Genomic DNA, 14885 nt, shown 5'->3' with positions numbered 1-14885 from the left:
TATCCATAAATTTGCATTGACGATAGGGCGGACAATTCTCGCCAGCCAACCGGGTGTCGGTTCAACGTAACATCCGATTTTTTGATGTACAGAAAGTGTTGGGACGGACGGCTCCTTCACTCGGCCTTGTGCAAGACGAATTGCAATGGTATTTAAACAATTGAGAAAGTACGGGTAAATAGCGGCAAACCAGAACCGTAATCGATACAAGGTTGAATTATCTGCTGCAACGTCGGAAAGACCAGGGCGATCTGAAACAACGCTTTCGATACAGGCCGATTCATAGCGTTTGTAGGGTACCAGGCAATCTGGTAACTCATGATGGATTCGCCGACAGTTTACACAACGCATTCTACGGATGATCAATACTCTGGGTTGTGCGTTACTGTTCTTTACTTTCCGCATCCGACTTCCGATCACGCTCAATTGTTCTCCACAGCAAGGACAAGGAACAGATTCTGTACACCTAACAAAAAACTCCAGTTTGAGGGTTTTCAATGAGCTCATAATTTGATACAATAACCATGCTATTTTTGGGGGGATGCCTTTGGTAAACCTGTTGGCGCAGGCTTACGTTAACAAAGGCATCCTTTTCCTTTCTATAGATATGGTCATTATATCCGTCAACTTATGGACAGGCAATACCGTCAGCTTTCAGTCATTTTATGCTAGCGAAAACACCTGACCACTGTATCGATACCAAGATTTCTACAGTGGTTAATCCAAACGGAATTACAGGCGAGAGCATCATAAACTACAACATCAATCAATTTCTTATGTCTCTTTAAGATGCTTGAAATCAGCCTTTTCCCCACGTTCAACTCCCCTTCATCTTTAGAGGAAGGATCTTGTCCGGGCTTATACATCTCAAAACCAATAACCAGTTTGGGACCATTCCTAACTGTTGACATGACAGCGCCACTATGGAAACAATGAGTCTTTTGACCTTTGGTGTTTTTTAAGCATGCTGGACAACTTTTCTTATTGCTCCCAAAAAACTTTGTTCCATCAATTGCAGCCACTGTATATCCGTCGATTGTTCCGTTTTCAAAAACCTTATTTTCAACGGACTTTTTAACGATATGATCATTCATTTGGTTTAATCCGCTAATATCTATGTCTTTAAGTGTGTCTCTGATCGCATCAATCTGAGGCGGTTTTTTTCCTCGGGGAAACAGTTTACTAAACTCATGATTCTTTACCATAAAATTCAGCTCATTGGAGCTTTTTATCCTAAGTAAAAAACACAAAAGCACAGGCAGAATAACTTGGCCTGTGCCATTTCATCCTCTCTCCCCCACTGATTTTAACAGAAAGTGAAGGATGACTAAAAGAAAAAACTCCGAATTTGATGCACTTTTGATATCGTTAAAGAGACTAGTAATAGCAATGGTTTGTTTATAGTAGAGGCTAAACTGCTGGTGAATATCTGCACTGTAACACTCCCGCATACAAAATAGGTTCAACTTCGTCTTTTTGCCACTGATGTATGCCGTCGCTTCGCTCCAGTCAATCTGAATCGCTTCTCCCGGATCATAGGATAATGGCACAAATACTTTTGCCTGTTTGCCTTTTAGTTCCGCTACGATTTCCCGGATAGTTGATTCGCCACCCTTGAAGTCTTTCTCTTCCACGAGGCGGTCATATATTCGCTTAGCAGTATGTTTCTGTTTCTTAATATTTTCTGTTTCATCAATGGCCAGGCAGTTTTTGATAAAATCCATGACCTCATCAGTAACCACATATCGCTGACGACCACTTGTACCTTGCCGTACCCAGGGGACCTGTGATCCTTCACAGTATTTTTTAACTGTATTGCGTGATATCCCGAGCATCTTAGATATTGTCCTTTGTGACTTGCCCTCATGTACATGCAAATAGCGTATCTTTTCGTAAATATCCACTTCTATTGACACCCTTTCTACCCCTGTACGTCAGCATTTCTCTATTTTGAACTATACAGGTTTTTTTATAGAAGTGGCTCACTTTTTTTCTGGCGTTTCCCTTAGTTTTGGCTCACTTTTATTTTAGCGTTTATATTTCAAATACGCTTTGGGTGTCAGCCATTTCAAACCTTCGGAGAATTAGTCTTTGTGTTTATGATGGTTTGTGTACCGATATGATTAAGCAAAATAATGTATCACCTTCTATTATGCCATCTCAAATTTTAGTTCTGCCCATCCTTCTTAGTAGTTCCACGATTATCCTCCGTTTCCTTCAATAAGAAGTAAAAAGAGCGTCCAAAAACGCTCTGTTAGTTGTCACCTAACGCATCCCTCACGGCTTTCCTGTTCGGTTTTCCGATAGGTAAGGGCATCTCATCCTGCAGGATTGAAGGAGTCCGGTGGTTGACTGGTAGCTGGGGGTTTAAACCAGGCGGGTATTTCTATATGAGGTTAGTGGGAGTGCAGGGTAATGTAGTGCAGATTGGCAATTCCCGGTAGCAGAAACCCGAATTTCCATCTTAATGCACAACATAGGAATGATGCGTAGGATACAATAACCTTGTTTACTATTACCCGAACCAATCTAATGTTTTACTAATATCCTTATTAGACTTAAAACTGAAATAATAGTAAGTCCGATTGATCCGCTTCTTTCCATTTTAATTATTTTTTCTTCTGGCATAGGAATTCTTTCTTTCACCCAATCAATGTATCCTTTATTACCAGATAGTATTAGCAAAAATAGTCCTGCGATTAACGCGAATAGCCATAAAGATAAGTTAAACCAATCAAACATTACCCTTCCCCCTTCTCTCATTGCTACGCAAAATTCTACAAATGTGCAATACCGCCTAATCAGACTACCCCACTACACTTCCCCGCATCCACCAGGCAACCACATCCTGCGGGATTGAAGGAGTGCGGTAGGTTGACGAGTGGCTGGGGTTTATGGGGATTTGGGGGTTGAGGTTAATGTGCGGGCGCTGGACAGGTAACAACAATACTGCTTTCCTTGCTGATTCAAAGTGGCAGTCTCGCCAATTAGTACAATTACCGGTTGAATCCAATCTTACCAAATAAAATAGCAGCTATTATTAACAAGCGAAATGCTTCCCAATATGTAATTTCCCTGATATTGAAAATCCTTATTATTGTTATATTCCACAACCACATGAGAACACCACTAAGTACAAACAGTAACACAATCCATACAAGTAACATTGAAAACATGCCACCCATTAATCCAAAATCAAAACTTGTCGGACTAGGCCCACCAAACTGAATACTGTTCATAATTCAACTCACTCCCTTAATCCAGAATTGGTTCTAACAGTTCGAACAAAAGAGGCTATCTCGAAACATCTTTCTCATTGCCAATTCTACACCTTTCAGGATATTCCTCTTGATTTTGTAAATTTTACACAACAAAACCCTTTTTAAGAAAATGTTTTATTTTTAAAGTATATATTAATACAGCGATTGACCACAAAGCGTTTCCCAAAAATGGCTGCCTACCATATTGGCCATATTGTTGACTATATTGTAGATATAGAGAAATACTTACTATTAAAAAGTATATATTAAAGACGATACTGAACCAGTAACCCCATTTTTTAAGTTCCAAATACCCATAAGCCATGACTAGAGAAATTATTGACACAAATACCTTCATTATATTTTCCGGAACATTAGGCAATCCAAATCTTACTGCAATTCCAAATTGCTCTGTGGCATTTGTAAACAATGTTAATATTAGTACAAACGCACCAAAGATATAAAAACTTCCGATCAATATTAGCCCTAGAGGTCTTTTTTGTTCCATTCAATACCCCTCCAATTAATCAGGCTATTCCAGGCAATTTCAGCGCCACTAGCCAATTCACTATATTTGGCTCACAATTTTATTTCAGTGCTTCTCATTACGTGTCACCTTACACGCCGTAACGGTAGTACTCCCCAAACAGCACTAAACCCACGCACTTCCCATATCCACCAGGCAACCACATCCCATCCTGCGGGATTGAAGGAGCATTTTAATAGCGCTGATAAGCTAATTTATGAAGCAAGGCCAAGACTGTTTATTGTCAATGCGTTGACTTACTTCCAAGAAATATCAGTTGAACCAGAGGGCTTTACAGCTATTAATTTAGTAGTATTACTATCCTTTACAATCTCTTCGATCTGTAACTGATATGGTTTGAGCAGTTTATTCGGGTCAGGTTCAGAAGTAAATGAAGCAGAGTCTTTAAGGTAAGACTGGATAGTTTGTTGCAAATCTCCATTGGCTATTTTCTGATGGTCTATTGCAAGTCCAATTTTAAATAGTTCTTTTTCAGGGTCACTTGAGAAGCCAACATGTGTAATTCCAGGTTGCTTATAGAGCTGGTTAACGTTTTTTGCTAATCCATCAGCGATAGAAGTAAACGATACGTTGGTTTTACTATTGCTACAACCAGAAAGTGCCACCAGACTGAGTACGGTGAACAAAAGAATTGACATTAAATGTTTCTTCATTTAATTACCCCTTCACAAAATTAAAATATATTCGCATTATTTTACAGATGTGCAACACCCCATCCAACCCATCCCTCCATCCCCCACACTTTCCCCCAACCAACCTGGCAACCACATCCCATCCTGCGGGATTGAAGGAGTTCGGTGGGATGACGGGTGACTGGAGTATATAGGTATTTGGGGTAGGGGGTGGGCGGCTAATGTGGCTATCTATATTTCAGATGTTCCAAAGATTTGGATAAGATGATGGTCCAAATGCCTCAAATAATCTTGAATAAGCTCTAAAAAAGTAAAGCATTTATTATTCCCAATATCGCATGTGTATGATAATTTCTCTTCCGGAATATTAGAAATAACTCTAACAATTTGCTTATTTATTGCTGTCCAAAGTCCAATAACCTCATCAAACGGTATATTTTGATAATCCTGAATTGATACCCAGTCATTTTGTTTATATGGCACAACAACAAACGGCTGATCTTCAAACTGAATCTTGATAAACCTATGGTGATTATTCGTGGCGGAATCACACAAATGTCCAAGAATTTCTTTCTTTGACCATGTGCTGTTGGGCTTTACAGTAATTTCCTCTTTGGAAAATTGGTTTATCCTACTCGGGAGCACTTCAATTAAGTAATTTAACCTTTTGATTATCTTATCCATTCATACCCCTCACTTTTGAATAATTTTTAATCTTCATGTTGTGAAATATTTAAACTCTCCCATCCTGCGGGATTGAAGGAGTTCGGTGTCTTTGATCGGTAGCTTGAGCTTTAAAGGAGGCTGGGTTAAGGGATCGTATGGGCTTTAATTAATTATCCAATTTGCCTGAGTTTTTGCATCCACCAAGACTCTTCTATTAATTGCTGGATATCCAATGCCATTATTACATAATTCTGCCTAAGTTCTATTCTTTCTGATACGCCCGTGTACACCAGATCAATATGCAACCTAAAGTCCTTTACATTTTTACCTTCTTTTTGTTCAAATTTATGAACTATATTGATCACATTAGGGACAGATTCCCAATATGCCATTGCTGATCTACCACCTGCTGGCATCTCCCACCACGAAGAAAACAAAGGCCATGCCTCTATACAACAATTTGTTAACTGCCCGTCACCTAAATCCGAGAATTCTGGGGGATAGAACAAACTATTTATTGGATTCAGAACACCATTACTAAGATTAGAGCTTCTTTCATGTATTAACTGTGTCCACCAACTTTCCCACTGTCTAGAAAGATTACTATCAGAATAATCACCCAGCTGTTTATATGGCCAAAGTGGTACCCTGCCTGAATACATACTCTTAGAAATAAACCCGAAGCAACACCCAACATATAACGCGAAATTCATAGCCACATCGTGTGTTATTGTAACGGCCCAAGAAGGCCCACCTTTTCGCATCATTAAGTTTTCCTCCATATGTTTGTATAATTTTGTATTTTAAAACTATATCTGTAAGCTAATATATTTTAGTCCTAACCAATGTAACCCCTCTTATCTTCCCGCCATATCCACGGGAACTTTTTAGGTTTATGCAGGTGCAAAAGATTGAAGACCCCACTGCTCATAGCATCAAAGAAATGTGCAAGGTGCTCAAAGTGAGCGAAGCCGGTTATTACAAATGGCTAAAGCTCCAAAGCCGCCCCTATAAGTACGATGACCTTTTGGCTAAGATCCGCGAGATTCGTGCAGAAAATCCGGACTATGGACCTTATCGAATTTATCTCGAATTAAAGCTTTTTCACGATTATACCCGAAGCTATTATTTGATCCTGAAACTTTGCAAAGAGCATCATCTTAGACTCAAGAAAAAGTTCCATGCCAAAGGAATAACAAAGTCCGATCCAGCAGCACAAGCCAGCGAAAACCTGATTCAACAAGATTTTAGCGCCTCAATGCCCAACCAAAAGTGGCTAGGGGATATCACAGAAATTCCAACTGCTGATGGGAAACTTTATCTAGCTGCTGTACTGGATTGTTTCGATGGAAGCATCGTCGGGTTCAAAATGGCTGACAACATGAAAGCTGAGCTTTGTGTCGATGCTTTCTTATCGGCCATCAAGAAATATCAGGCTTCTGGAATGATCTTTCATAGCGATAGAGGCGCGCAATTTACAAGTAAACTTTATCGAGAAACCTTAGCAAGATATGGTGCGATTCAGAGTATGAGTAATACGGGTAAATGTTTCGATAATGCCCGAATGGAATCGTTTTTTGCAACGTTAAAGAAAGAAAAAATCTACAAGTATAAAACCGAAGCGATAAACATGAATGAACTACAGGGTCTTCATCAAGGTTTACCAGAATTACGAGTTCGGGGGCTAAACTGAATTTGACAATTCCAGTTCTCCACCTAATCCGGCTGTTAAAGATGTATGTAACGATTTTTGATTCAGTAACGTTAAATGTACCAATTGACTTGTATCGTTCATTTCAGAAAGAAAATCCTTAAAATCTAAAGAAGAGGGCTCTGAAAGATCATTAATTCCAGTATAAGTAAGGATGACTTCATATTTGGTTCCTGGATCCCACATGGCCTGTTTAATAATTTCTTGCTTTTCATTAATCTTAATATTAAATCGTTCAAAATTTAAATCATACAAATCCTTTAAGCCTGAAATATATTTTTTAATATCTCCATTTTCAGGCTCACCAACTCCATCATGAATCCATTTGGATTGAGTTATGTATAATACCTTTTTTCTCTCATCATAGAATATTGCATCTAACCCATTATCCTTTGTACCATCTGTAACTGACTGAGCTGCCAATTCAGGACTGATTCCGGATATGTACTGTATTGAATAAGCAGCAAGAGCTCTTGTCAAAAATTGACTTCGTTTTTCGTCTACTTTTTTCACATCTTTCATATCAATTAAATCTTCGTAAGTTTTTATTAAGTGATTTTTTATTTGGTTCACATGTATAATACTCATAAATTCCCAACCTTTATTAATATAATTTCATTCATTCCGACTAGGCATATGTTCAAAAAATGCTTTCGAAATCCTATTAATAATTTCCACAACCTTCTTTTATTTCCTTCTTTTGTCGCAGAACTAGTCAAAGAAAACAATATCCTCAACACAAAAAAAGCCTCCGCCAGCAAAGGCAGAGGCCATGTAAAAGTGTTTATGGGACAGAACTTTGGTAAGCGGTGAATAAAATAACGGCCCGACGATTTTTATCTTCTACAACACAATATACCACCATCAAAGCTTAAAATAGGATGGAAACGGTTTTGTACTTGCTACGAAACACTTAGCCAATGACATCCAATGACAAATACACAGTGAGAACTGAGAGATATCAGCATCCGGCAGATGGAATGACTGCTTGAGGGTCTGCAAATTGACCAGATAAAGCCCATGTTTTCTTGCTAGACTCACTTAAACGCTACTTGGTAGCAATTCACGTATTATTTCTGTCCTGGGTTTACCATTAAGATAAAGCTGATCCATTTGATTTTTGAATACGTCAGCAAATGATCGGCGTTCTCGCTTGGTCATAGCAATATTTCAAACTTTCATAATTATGTTAAGTTTACTAGACCTTAAGAGAACTGTCTATTTTAGTGTAACCTATCCAATTAGACAAACCCAATGGCTGAGGTACAAGATGTCTTCCAGAGATATGGTTTAGAGTATCGAACCCATCATAAGCTTACCATTGATCAACATAAAGCCATGTCTTCCATTCAAAAGTGCAGAACATCACAATTAGGCGGGCATAAAGAAGTATGTGACAGTTGTGGGAATACGCGAATTTCATATAACTCTTGCCGCAATAGACATTGCCCCAAATGCCAGGCTCTTGCCAAAGAGCGTTGGATAGAAAACCAGAAAAGCAATTTGCTCAACATTGGATATTTTCATGTGGTATTTACCATTCCGGATACTCTCAATTCAGTAACCTATCAAAATCAAAAAACAATATATAACCTTCTGTTTAAGGGTGTTGCTGAAACTCTTAACGAATTAGCTGCTGACAAAAAGTATCTCGGTGCAAGGATTGGCTTTACACCGGTTTTGCATACCTGGGGACAAGCCCTTATGCATCATCCCCATATGCACTGCATTGTCCCTGGAGGTGGATTATCCTCCATCGGAAAATGGGTAAACAGCAGAAAGAAATTCTTCATTCCAGTTAAAGTTCTATCCAGAAAGTTCAGAGGCAAATTTCTATATCACCTTAAACAGCTGTACAAAGAAAATAAGCTTGAATTCCATGGTAGTCAAACCTGTCTTTCTGACGATAAAGAATTCGAAGGACTTCTATCCTCACTCTATAACAAAGAGTGGGTTGTTTACTGCAAACCGTCGTTTAAAAACGCAGCTTGTGTTGTTGAATATCTGGGCCGTTATACTCACCGGGTGGCTATATCAAATAAGCGTATCATCAGTATTGAAAAAGATACGGTTTCCTTCAAATGGCGGGACTACAAGGATAAAAGCAAACAAAAAGTGATGACTCTTTCCGCAGAAGAGTTTATTCGTAGATTTCTTATTCATATCTTGCCGAGTGGCTTTATGAAAATTAGACACTACGGTTTGCTAGGGAATCGGAACAGAACTACAAAGCTCAAGCTATGTAAACAACTTACCAATACGCCATTATTAATAAAGGAAAAAGCTTCAACCCTCCAACTGATCCAGAACCTTATAGGAAAAGATTTAACTAAATGCCCTAACTGCGGATCAGAAAAACCTAGACGGTTTATAAGTCTAGGCAAATCTCCTCCAGCCACTATCTGAAGTGCATATATTTAAAAAATTTCCCTGTTATGGGGAGGGGGAAGCTATGCCCAAAATCAGCATATTTGAAAGTTTAAGGTACATATTGTACAATGTTTTCGATCATAGTTCTTTAAAATTACCTGGAGAATAAGAATTCAATCCCCATAGATATAGGCTAAATCGGCGTGGTTTCGTGCTATCTAAATTATCCAAAGTTAGGAAATTTGATCGTCCAAATTATGTGTTTTAATATACTAAAGCTCCTTTGGGAGTTCTTTTTTTGCCCCCTAACTTCGGATAATTTGCTATGGATAATGGGAGGTTCAGTAAGTGCGAAGCACTGCAACAAATTAAGAATTAGTGGAAGTTTGTATGGGTCTTTAGCGAACTCGCACTATGTAGTGAACAAAAACATATTAAAAACTAATACTAAAAGCAGATACTGCTGTTAGCCAATAAAACGGAAATGTAATTAAGAGAAAAGTCTTTAACTTATCAGTTTTTAAGACTTTTATAGCAAAGAAAGACAATAAAGTTCCAAAAAGACCATCAGCAAAAATAGCTGTTATGGATACTACAATAAACATTGCGTTATCTGTCAAGCTATGAAAATTATTTATTAAAGTTAACGGTATTAAGGACAAAACTAGATAGTATTTGCTGAAAGCTGGAGAAAAGAAAGGATGAAAGAAATTCAAAAAGATAAAGGCTATATTTATCGCATTAATAAAAAATGATAATATTATGTACAATGTAAATCCAGTTATCAAAGAGTGCCATATAGGTTTATTGTTATTAATCTCCATACACCCCCCATCTTTATAAGAATAACTCATCCATCGGAAAAACTTCCAATTATCCTACTTATTGCGCCTCTTCCTATATTTGTAAACGCTTCTGATTATTAGCCTTATGATTCTCTTATTATAAGAAGGGATTTTCCGCTTCGGCCACTTCTTGCAAAATCACAATCGGATCTGATATCAGGCCAAATTGCTCGTCATCCGGATAAGTTACAGCTATAGTCGGTTTATTACCTGCATATGCAATCATACTAGCCATTGTATCCCATTTTGTACATAAAAAGAAATGTGCATATTCCCCTTGTTCAACTATCTTCAAATATGCCCCCATGTTTCCTTTTATTATCGTTGTATCTCTTATCCCTGTTTCATATTCATATTTTTCAAACGCATCCTTCATATGAATAGGTACAATACCATGCCATGTTCTTGATATCATCTTATTTTCATCACTTTCTTTGTGTTAATTAATGTTCTCATTAGTCGAGTAAACCCAGGGAATTTCACCCTGAGTTTCTCACAGAACCGAACGTGAAAGTCTCCTTTCATTCGGCTCTTGTTATCCAACCGACGGGCGAAGCCCCATCTGCCAGTGGTAAAATAGATTTGGTTGCTCCATACAAATGCGGCTGAGCAATTTATGAGACTTCAAATGCTTTCTGCCTGTCGATTTGTATTTGCACCTGATCCACTGGATCAGCGTGAGATTTACATAGTTGAGAACATTTCTTGCCTCACCTGCACTGTACTTGTAAAAGTAATTCATCCAACCTCTTAGAACAGGATTCATCCGCTGAGCCAACTCCTCAAGCGAAGCAGTTTTGTGATTTCTTCGTATCTTTCTGATGCTGTCTCGCAGATGTTGGCTTGCTCCTTTACTGACTGCCGGTGTAAAGCCATTGAAATAGTTACCAAATTTGCTCTTCACAATACGCCTCCGAAAAGTGTATCCAAGAAAGTCAAAGGACTCATGTTCATAGCGATCTGAATTCACATCACTTCTGCAATATACAATTTTCGTTTTATCAGGATGTAATTCCAACCTGCATTCTGCCATGCGTTTATTGAGCTGAACCAGCAGTGCTTTTGCTTCTTTCTCTGTCCGGCAATGTATTACAGCATCGTCTGCATATCTTTCCCAAGGATTTTGTGGATGCTTTTGTTTCATCCACCAATCGAATGCATAATGCATAAACAGATTTGCTAGTACTGGACTGATTATTCCTCCTTGTGGCGTTCCGGCATTTCGCTCTTGAACGGTTCCATCCGGCATAGCAATTGGCGCTTTCAGAAACCTTTCAATATACAGAGTTACCCATTTGCTGTCAGTATGTTTGCGTACCGCTTTCATCATCAGTTCATGGTCAATGTTGTGGTTGGTAGAAGATAGCCTCGTTGCCTTGTGCTATCAGCCCCAATCAGAACCCGACGTGCGGATTTCCCGCATCGGGCTCCCCAGAACGATTCGCATTCTATCTCGTTAGATATTCGGATGAATCAACTTCGGATAGGGCAGTTTGAACCATTCCCGATTTTTAAGGTAGCACCAGTATAATTGATGTCTTTGACTTCTACGCCGAAGTGTACGTATCCACTGCTGAATTACCTCGTTACGTATATACTCCAATTTGGACTGACAGTGATAAAGAGAGAAGTATTGGTAGAAGCCTTGTAACATACTGGTTAGTTGTTTCTGTTGATCGCGCCTTTTCCAGTGCGTGTGGGTTTTCAGCCACTTATGCACTCGATCCAGGAACTTACGACAGCTTTTCACAGTCGGGATACGAATAAGGACAAATTCCCCTTTTCTGCCTACTCCACATACATGTTTGAATCCAAGGAAATCGAATGTTTCCGGTTTCTCTTCGTACAGAGATTTTCTTTCTCGGGCAAACCGTCCAAAGAGTATAAGCCTTGTCTTTTCCTCTGCTAATTCCAGATTGAATTTCTTCATTCGATCTGTGATATAGCTTTGAAAATTTTCGGCATCTCTTTTGTACTGAAAGCATACTACATAATCATCTGCAAAACGTACTAAATAGGCTTCTCCTTGGAACCATTTCTTGCATCGTTTCTCAAACCATAAATCTAACACATAATGCAAATAAATGTTGGCCAATATTGGACTGATGGGGCCTCCCTGTGGGCTCCCTTCCTCATTCCGAGTAACTACGCCGTTCTCCATCACTCCTGCTTTTAGCCATTTTCCCACTAATCTCAGGATGACCGAGTCAGCAATTCGCTGTTTTAGCATCTTCATTAACCACTCGTGGTTAATGTGATTAAAGTAGCCCCTGATGTCCGCCTCAAATATGTGACGCACTTTCTTAGTCACTATTGTACTTCGCAGTCTCTGTAAGGCGTGGTGTGGGTTTCGCCCTGGTCTAAACCCATAGGAAATATTAAGAAAATCCTGTTCATATATGGCTTCCAGAATTCTTGCTACTGCCCGTTGCACTAGCCTATCTTCGACTGTCGGTATTCCCAACGGTCTTGTTTTGCCATTCCCCTTGGGTATTTCCACTCGCCGTACCGGTTGAGCTTTGTATCGATTAGCTTTCATTCTTGCCCATATTCCCAGTGTTCGTTCCTCAAGGTGTGATTCAAACTGTTTTGTTGTTTCTCCATCAACTCCACTTGCACCTTTTCGGTTCATCATTCGCCAAGTTTCCATAAGAAATTCCGGCGTTATGATATATGCCAATGAGGTGAAGCGGGCTTTCGCATCAAATCGAGCCTTAATTGCTATCCTGTCCAATTGTGTTGACATACGTATCTACCTCTGTGTGTAGGATATGTTTCCTTGGCAGGAACTTGTTCTGCCCCGCCGCTTCCCCCTGTATGTGGCTTTCCCACACTCCGAGTACTACCAGCGGGTCCGACTCCCACCGCAGCATCCGCCTTCCTATGGATAGTCCTTTCAGTCGGCGTACTCCTGTTCTGAAGACTGCGATGGGCCTCCCGGGTTCCGTGCTATTTCTATTTCCGTCATGCCGTGCACTCAGACCCCGCCGGGGTCTCCGATTTCCTCGCCATTGGCGGAAATCTACTGTAGCCTTCCGGATATTCGACTCCGTCGGCCCCCGGTTGTTCTAACGAGGCTCTATAGCTTCACTTGCGTTACGGCCTGAACGTCGCTCTGCCTACGCTTAACCCGTGTTGTTACCTTCATGGGCTCGAGGCTCGATTCCGGGTAGGGTGGCTTTCCCTTTTCCCGGGTAGAAATTTCATCTACTAGAAATAGCCAGCTTATCCCGGCGCACCAAATAGTCCTAGAAAATCTACACCCCATTTATTAATTGCGAAACCGAGAATCCTAAAGAATAATATGTACACTACCAGAATTATTGCTATCCCCACAGCAAATTTCATATCCGAGATAAAACCTCTCTCCCTCTGAAAAACTACAAATGTGCATAAATTACTTATTTTCCCATCAGTAAGTAATTTACCTTTATTCCACTTTCATTAATTTCCCGAATCAACCCAAATAAAAATTGTGTTCGATCCTCTTCAAATTTTCATCACAAGATAAGTTTCCATTCAACTCTATAATTGGACATAGAATCTGTTTTAACCATTCTCTATGTAATTCCGCACTCCTCATCTCTACTCCACCAGTATCGTAAGCTGCCGCCCATTTAATGAATTCCTCATGTTCCTTGTGCATGTCTCCACCGGGCAGAATTCTCCCGCCGAATCTTTGCAATTCTCTGTTACGTAATCGCTTCAATCTTAGTTCTGTTGCTGTGTATAGATAAATAACCAAGTTAAATCGGGGAATAAATATATCTCCCCATCCAGTCAGCGAACCAGAAATAACGCATTTCCCAGCTCTTTCGATAGCCTCCAGCATTAAATCTTGCCTTGTCGTTATTTCTCGATTAACGGTAAATGGTGGGTCGATGGCCTCCCAGAAAAAATCATCTGTATCTAAATGAGTATATCCATATTTACAGCAAATGAACTTTGCTAGTGTTGTTGTGCCAGAACCTGACGCACCTGTAACATGTATAATATTAAACTTCATCATCCAACCCTCAACAATATAAACTCTAATTATAATCCTGAAAATTAATGATGGTACTATTGTTTATATTATTTCGTCCAAATAGATTTTTCTACGTTTAATTACTCCCTATAATATCTTGATATTTTCTTTAGATATCTCGTGTTTTCATAGAATTCCTAGCTAACCAAATTAGCTCACCACGGATAGAATTCGCATAAAATGTCTAATTCGGAGAAATTGGATATGGCAAAGCCAACGTCTACTATTTGTGGATATGTTGGCCGTTGTAAACCCATGATTCTCACGGTGGTAAACCTCCCATGTCTAACAGGGTCAAGATTATAAATCTGCCCTAAATTCCTTCGTTCCACCTATCCATGATTGGGTGTCAGTTATGCTCCTCTACCGAGTCCTTGCTCTAATGGAAAAATATGCGACTGACTACCAGCTCTTTTGTTTTGCTAGGTTACCTGGATTGCTCGCTTCTGTGGTGACGCTTTAACCCACAGATCGTTTGTTTCTTATGGTTTCGCTGCTATTCTAATTACGCTGCTAAATGCTCAACTGGACGATGAATGTCCTTAATTAGCTTTTCTGGATCGTATTCTGTACCTTTTGTTAATATTGCATAGAACACCCGAATTAGTTTACAGCTTAAGGCAATTAGTGATTGTTTCTTCTTCAGGGGATTCTTGATCCTTGTTGTGTAGTAGTTGTGTATCTCTGCAAACTCTGCGTTTTTTGCGACTAGCGGCATCACTGCTTGAAATAGGATTGCCCTCAGTCGTGCGCGGCCGCGCTTACTGATCGTGGTCTGTCCCTTGTGCTTACCTGAGCTGCTTTCTCGTAAGGCTAAGCCCGCAAGC

Annotated in this window: 17 protein-coding genes; 2 read left to right on the top strand and 15 right to left on the bottom strand. The window is 39.6% G+C overall.

From position 1 onward, the window contains the following. The 9 genes from DEAC_RS23075 to DEAC_RS21255 all read right to left on the bottom strand — a co-directional run. On the bottom strand, positions 1–507 hold a 507-nt coding region (locus DEAC_RS23075; protein ID WP_282434474.1), incomplete at its 3' end, for a DUF6431 domain-containing protein. A gap of 161 nt (positions 508–668) precedes the next feature. Further along, positions 669–1205 carry a hypothetical protein gene (locus DEAC_RS24390; RefSeq protein ID WP_242847239.1) on the bottom strand — a complete coding sequence of 179 codons (537 nt, stop codon included), beginning with the start codon at positions 1203–1205 and terminating at the stop codon, positions 669–671. A 78-nt stretch (positions 1206–1283) separates the two neighbouring features. Further along, positions 1284–1916, bottom strand: coding sequence for a helix-turn-helix domain-containing protein (locus tag DEAC_RS21285; RefSeq protein WP_053006563.1), 633 nt, complete (start codon positions 1914–1916; stop codon positions 1284–1286). 613 nt (positions 1917–2529) lie between these two features. Continuing rightward, positions 2530–2742: a hypothetical protein gene (locus tag DEAC_RS21280; protein ID WP_047812103.1), complete on the bottom strand. Its 213-nt coding sequence runs from the start codon at positions 2740–2742 to the stop codon at positions 2530–2532. A gap of 254 nt (positions 2743–2996) precedes the next feature. Beyond that, a complete protein-coding gene (locus tag DEAC_RS21275; protein ID WP_047812102.1) occupies positions 2997–3239 on the bottom strand; it encodes a hypothetical protein in 243 nt (80 codons plus the stop codon). A 124-nt stretch (positions 3240–3363) separates the two neighbouring features. Beyond that, positions 3364–3768: a hypothetical protein gene (locus DEAC_RS21270; protein WP_047812101.1), complete on the bottom strand. Its 405-nt coding sequence runs from the start codon at positions 3766–3768 to the stop codon at positions 3364–3366. A gap of 275 nt (positions 3769–4043) precedes the next feature. Continuing rightward, entirely contained in the window at positions 4044–4460 is a 417-nt protein-coding gene (locus tag DEAC_RS21265; protein ID WP_047812100.1) for a hypothetical protein, read from the bottom strand. A 210-nt stretch (positions 4461–4670) separates the two neighbouring features. Further along, positions 4671–5123, bottom strand: a complete 453-nt coding sequence (locus DEAC_RS21260) for a DinB family protein (protein ID WP_047812099.1) — start codon at positions 5121–5123, stop codon at positions 4671–4673. A 152-nt stretch (positions 5124–5275) separates the two neighbouring features. After that, a complete protein-coding gene (locus tag DEAC_RS21255) occupies positions 5276–5872 on the bottom strand; it encodes a hypothetical protein (protein WP_047812098.1) in 597 nt (198 codons plus the stop codon). 128 nt (positions 5873–6000) lie between these two features. On the opposite strand from DEAC_RS21255, the gene DEAC_RS21250 reads away from it, so the two are divergent. Then, the gene (locus tag DEAC_RS21250; RefSeq protein WP_152671467.1) at positions 6001–6798 is read left to right on the top strand and encodes an IS3 family transposase; all 798 of its coding nucleotides are present in this window, start codon (positions 6001–6003) and stop codon (positions 6796–6798) included. Here the strand turns inward: DEAC_RS21250 and DEAC_RS21245 are convergent. Further along, positions 6790–7404: a hypothetical protein gene (locus tag DEAC_RS21245; RefSeq protein ID WP_053006562.1), complete on the bottom strand. Its 615-nt coding sequence runs from the start codon at positions 7402–7404 to the stop codon at positions 6790–6792. The two genes, DEAC_RS21250 and DEAC_RS21245, sit on opposite strands and share 9 nt — an antisense overlap. 666 nt (positions 7405–8070) lie before the next feature. On the opposite strand from DEAC_RS21245, the gene DEAC_RS21240 reads away from it, so the two are divergent. Then, on the top strand, positions 8071–9222 hold the full coding sequence (locus DEAC_RS21240) for an IS91 family transposase (RefSeq protein WP_047812097.1): 1152 nt from the start codon (positions 8071–8073) through the stop codon (positions 9220–9222). A 906-nt stretch (positions 9223–10128) separates the two neighbouring features. Here the strand turns inward: DEAC_RS21240 and DEAC_RS21230 are convergent. The 5 genes from DEAC_RS21230 to DEAC_RS21210 all read right to left on the bottom strand — a co-directional run. Continuing rightward, positions 10129–10446 carry a pseudouridine synthase family protein gene (locus DEAC_RS21230; protein WP_047812095.1) on the bottom strand — a complete coding sequence of 106 codons (318 nt, stop codon included), beginning with the start codon at positions 10444–10446 and terminating at the stop codon, positions 10129–10131. A gap of 120 nt (positions 10447–10566) precedes the next feature. Further along, complete coding sequence (locus DEAC_RS21225; RefSeq protein ID WP_282434475.1) at positions 10567–11376, bottom strand: reverse transcriptase domain-containing protein; 810 nt, start codon at positions 11374–11376, stop codon at positions 10567–10569. Positions 11377–11487: 111 nt separating this feature from the next. Continuing rightward, a complete protein-coding gene (gene ltrA, locus DEAC_RS21220) occupies positions 11488–12777 on the bottom strand; it encodes a group II intron reverse transcriptase/maturase (protein ID WP_047812094.1) in 1290 nt (429 codons plus the stop codon). A gap of 711 nt (positions 12778–13488) precedes the next feature. Continuing rightward, positions 13489–14037, bottom strand: a complete 549-nt coding sequence (locus DEAC_RS21215; RefSeq protein WP_047812093.1) for a P-loop NTPase family protein — start codon at positions 14035–14037, stop codon at positions 13489–13491. Positions 14038–14563: 526 nt separating this feature from the next. Then, a partial coding sequence (locus DEAC_RS21210; RefSeq protein ID WP_047812092.1) for a transposase occupies positions 14564–14885 on the bottom strand: 322 nt, incomplete at its 5' end.

This window comes from Desulfosporosinus acididurans (assembly GCF_001029285.1).
Lineage (GTDB): Bacteria > Bacillota > Desulfitobacteriia > Desulfitobacteriales > Desulfitobacteriaceae > Desulfosporosinus > Desulfosporosinus acididurans.
This window is presented reverse-complemented; position numbering and strand designations above follow the sequence as displayed.

Coding starts and splice junctions, on each gene's coding strand:
- DEAC_RS21280 (WP_047812103.1), bottom strand. CDS start 2,742: ATGTTTGATTGGTTTAACTTATCTTTATGGCTATTCGCGTTAATCGCA.
- DEAC_RS21275 (WP_047812102.1), bottom strand. CDS start 3,239: ATGAACAGTATTCAGTTTGGTGGGCCTAGTCCGACAAGTTTTGATTTT.
- DEAC_RS21240 (WP_047812097.1), top strand. CDS start 8,071: ATGGCTGAGGTACAAGATGTCTTCCAGAGATATGGTTTAGAGTATCGA.
- ltrA (WP_047812094.1), bottom strand. CDS start 12,777: ATGTCAACACAATTGGACAGGATAGCAATTAAGGCTCGATTTGATGCG.
- DEAC_RS21245 (WP_053006562.1), bottom strand. CDS start 7,404: ATGAGTATTATACATGTGAACCAAATAAAAAATCACTTAATAAAAACT.
- DEAC_RS21255 (WP_047812098.1), bottom strand. CDS start 5,872: ATGATGCGAAAAGGTGGGCCTTCTTGGGCCGTTACAATAACACACGAT.
- DEAC_RS21270 (WP_047812101.1), bottom strand. CDS start 3,768: ATGGAACAAAAAAGACCTCTAGGGCTAATATTGATCGGAAGTTTTTAT.
- DEAC_RS21230 (WP_047812095.1), bottom strand. CDS start 10,446: ATGATATCAAGAACATGGCATGGTATTGTACCTATTCATATGAAGGAT.
- DEAC_RS21265 (WP_047812100.1), bottom strand. CDS start 4,460: ATGAAGAAACATTTAATGTCAATTCTTTTGTTCACCGTACTCAGTCTG.
- DEAC_RS21260 (WP_047812099.1), bottom strand. CDS start 5,123: ATGGATAAGATAATCAAAAGGTTAAATTACTTAATTGAAGTGCTCCCG.
- DEAC_RS21215 (WP_047812093.1), bottom strand. CDS start 14,037: ATGAAGTTTAATATTATACATGTTACAGGTGCGTCAGGTTCTGGCACA.
- DEAC_RS21250 (WP_152671467.1), top strand. CDS start 6,001: ATGCAGGTGCAAAAGATTGAAGACCCCACTGCTCATAGCATCAAAGAA.
- DEAC_RS24390 (WP_242847239.1), bottom strand. CDS start 1,205: ATGGTAAAGAATCATGAGTTTAGTAAACTGTTTCCCCGAGGAAAAAAA.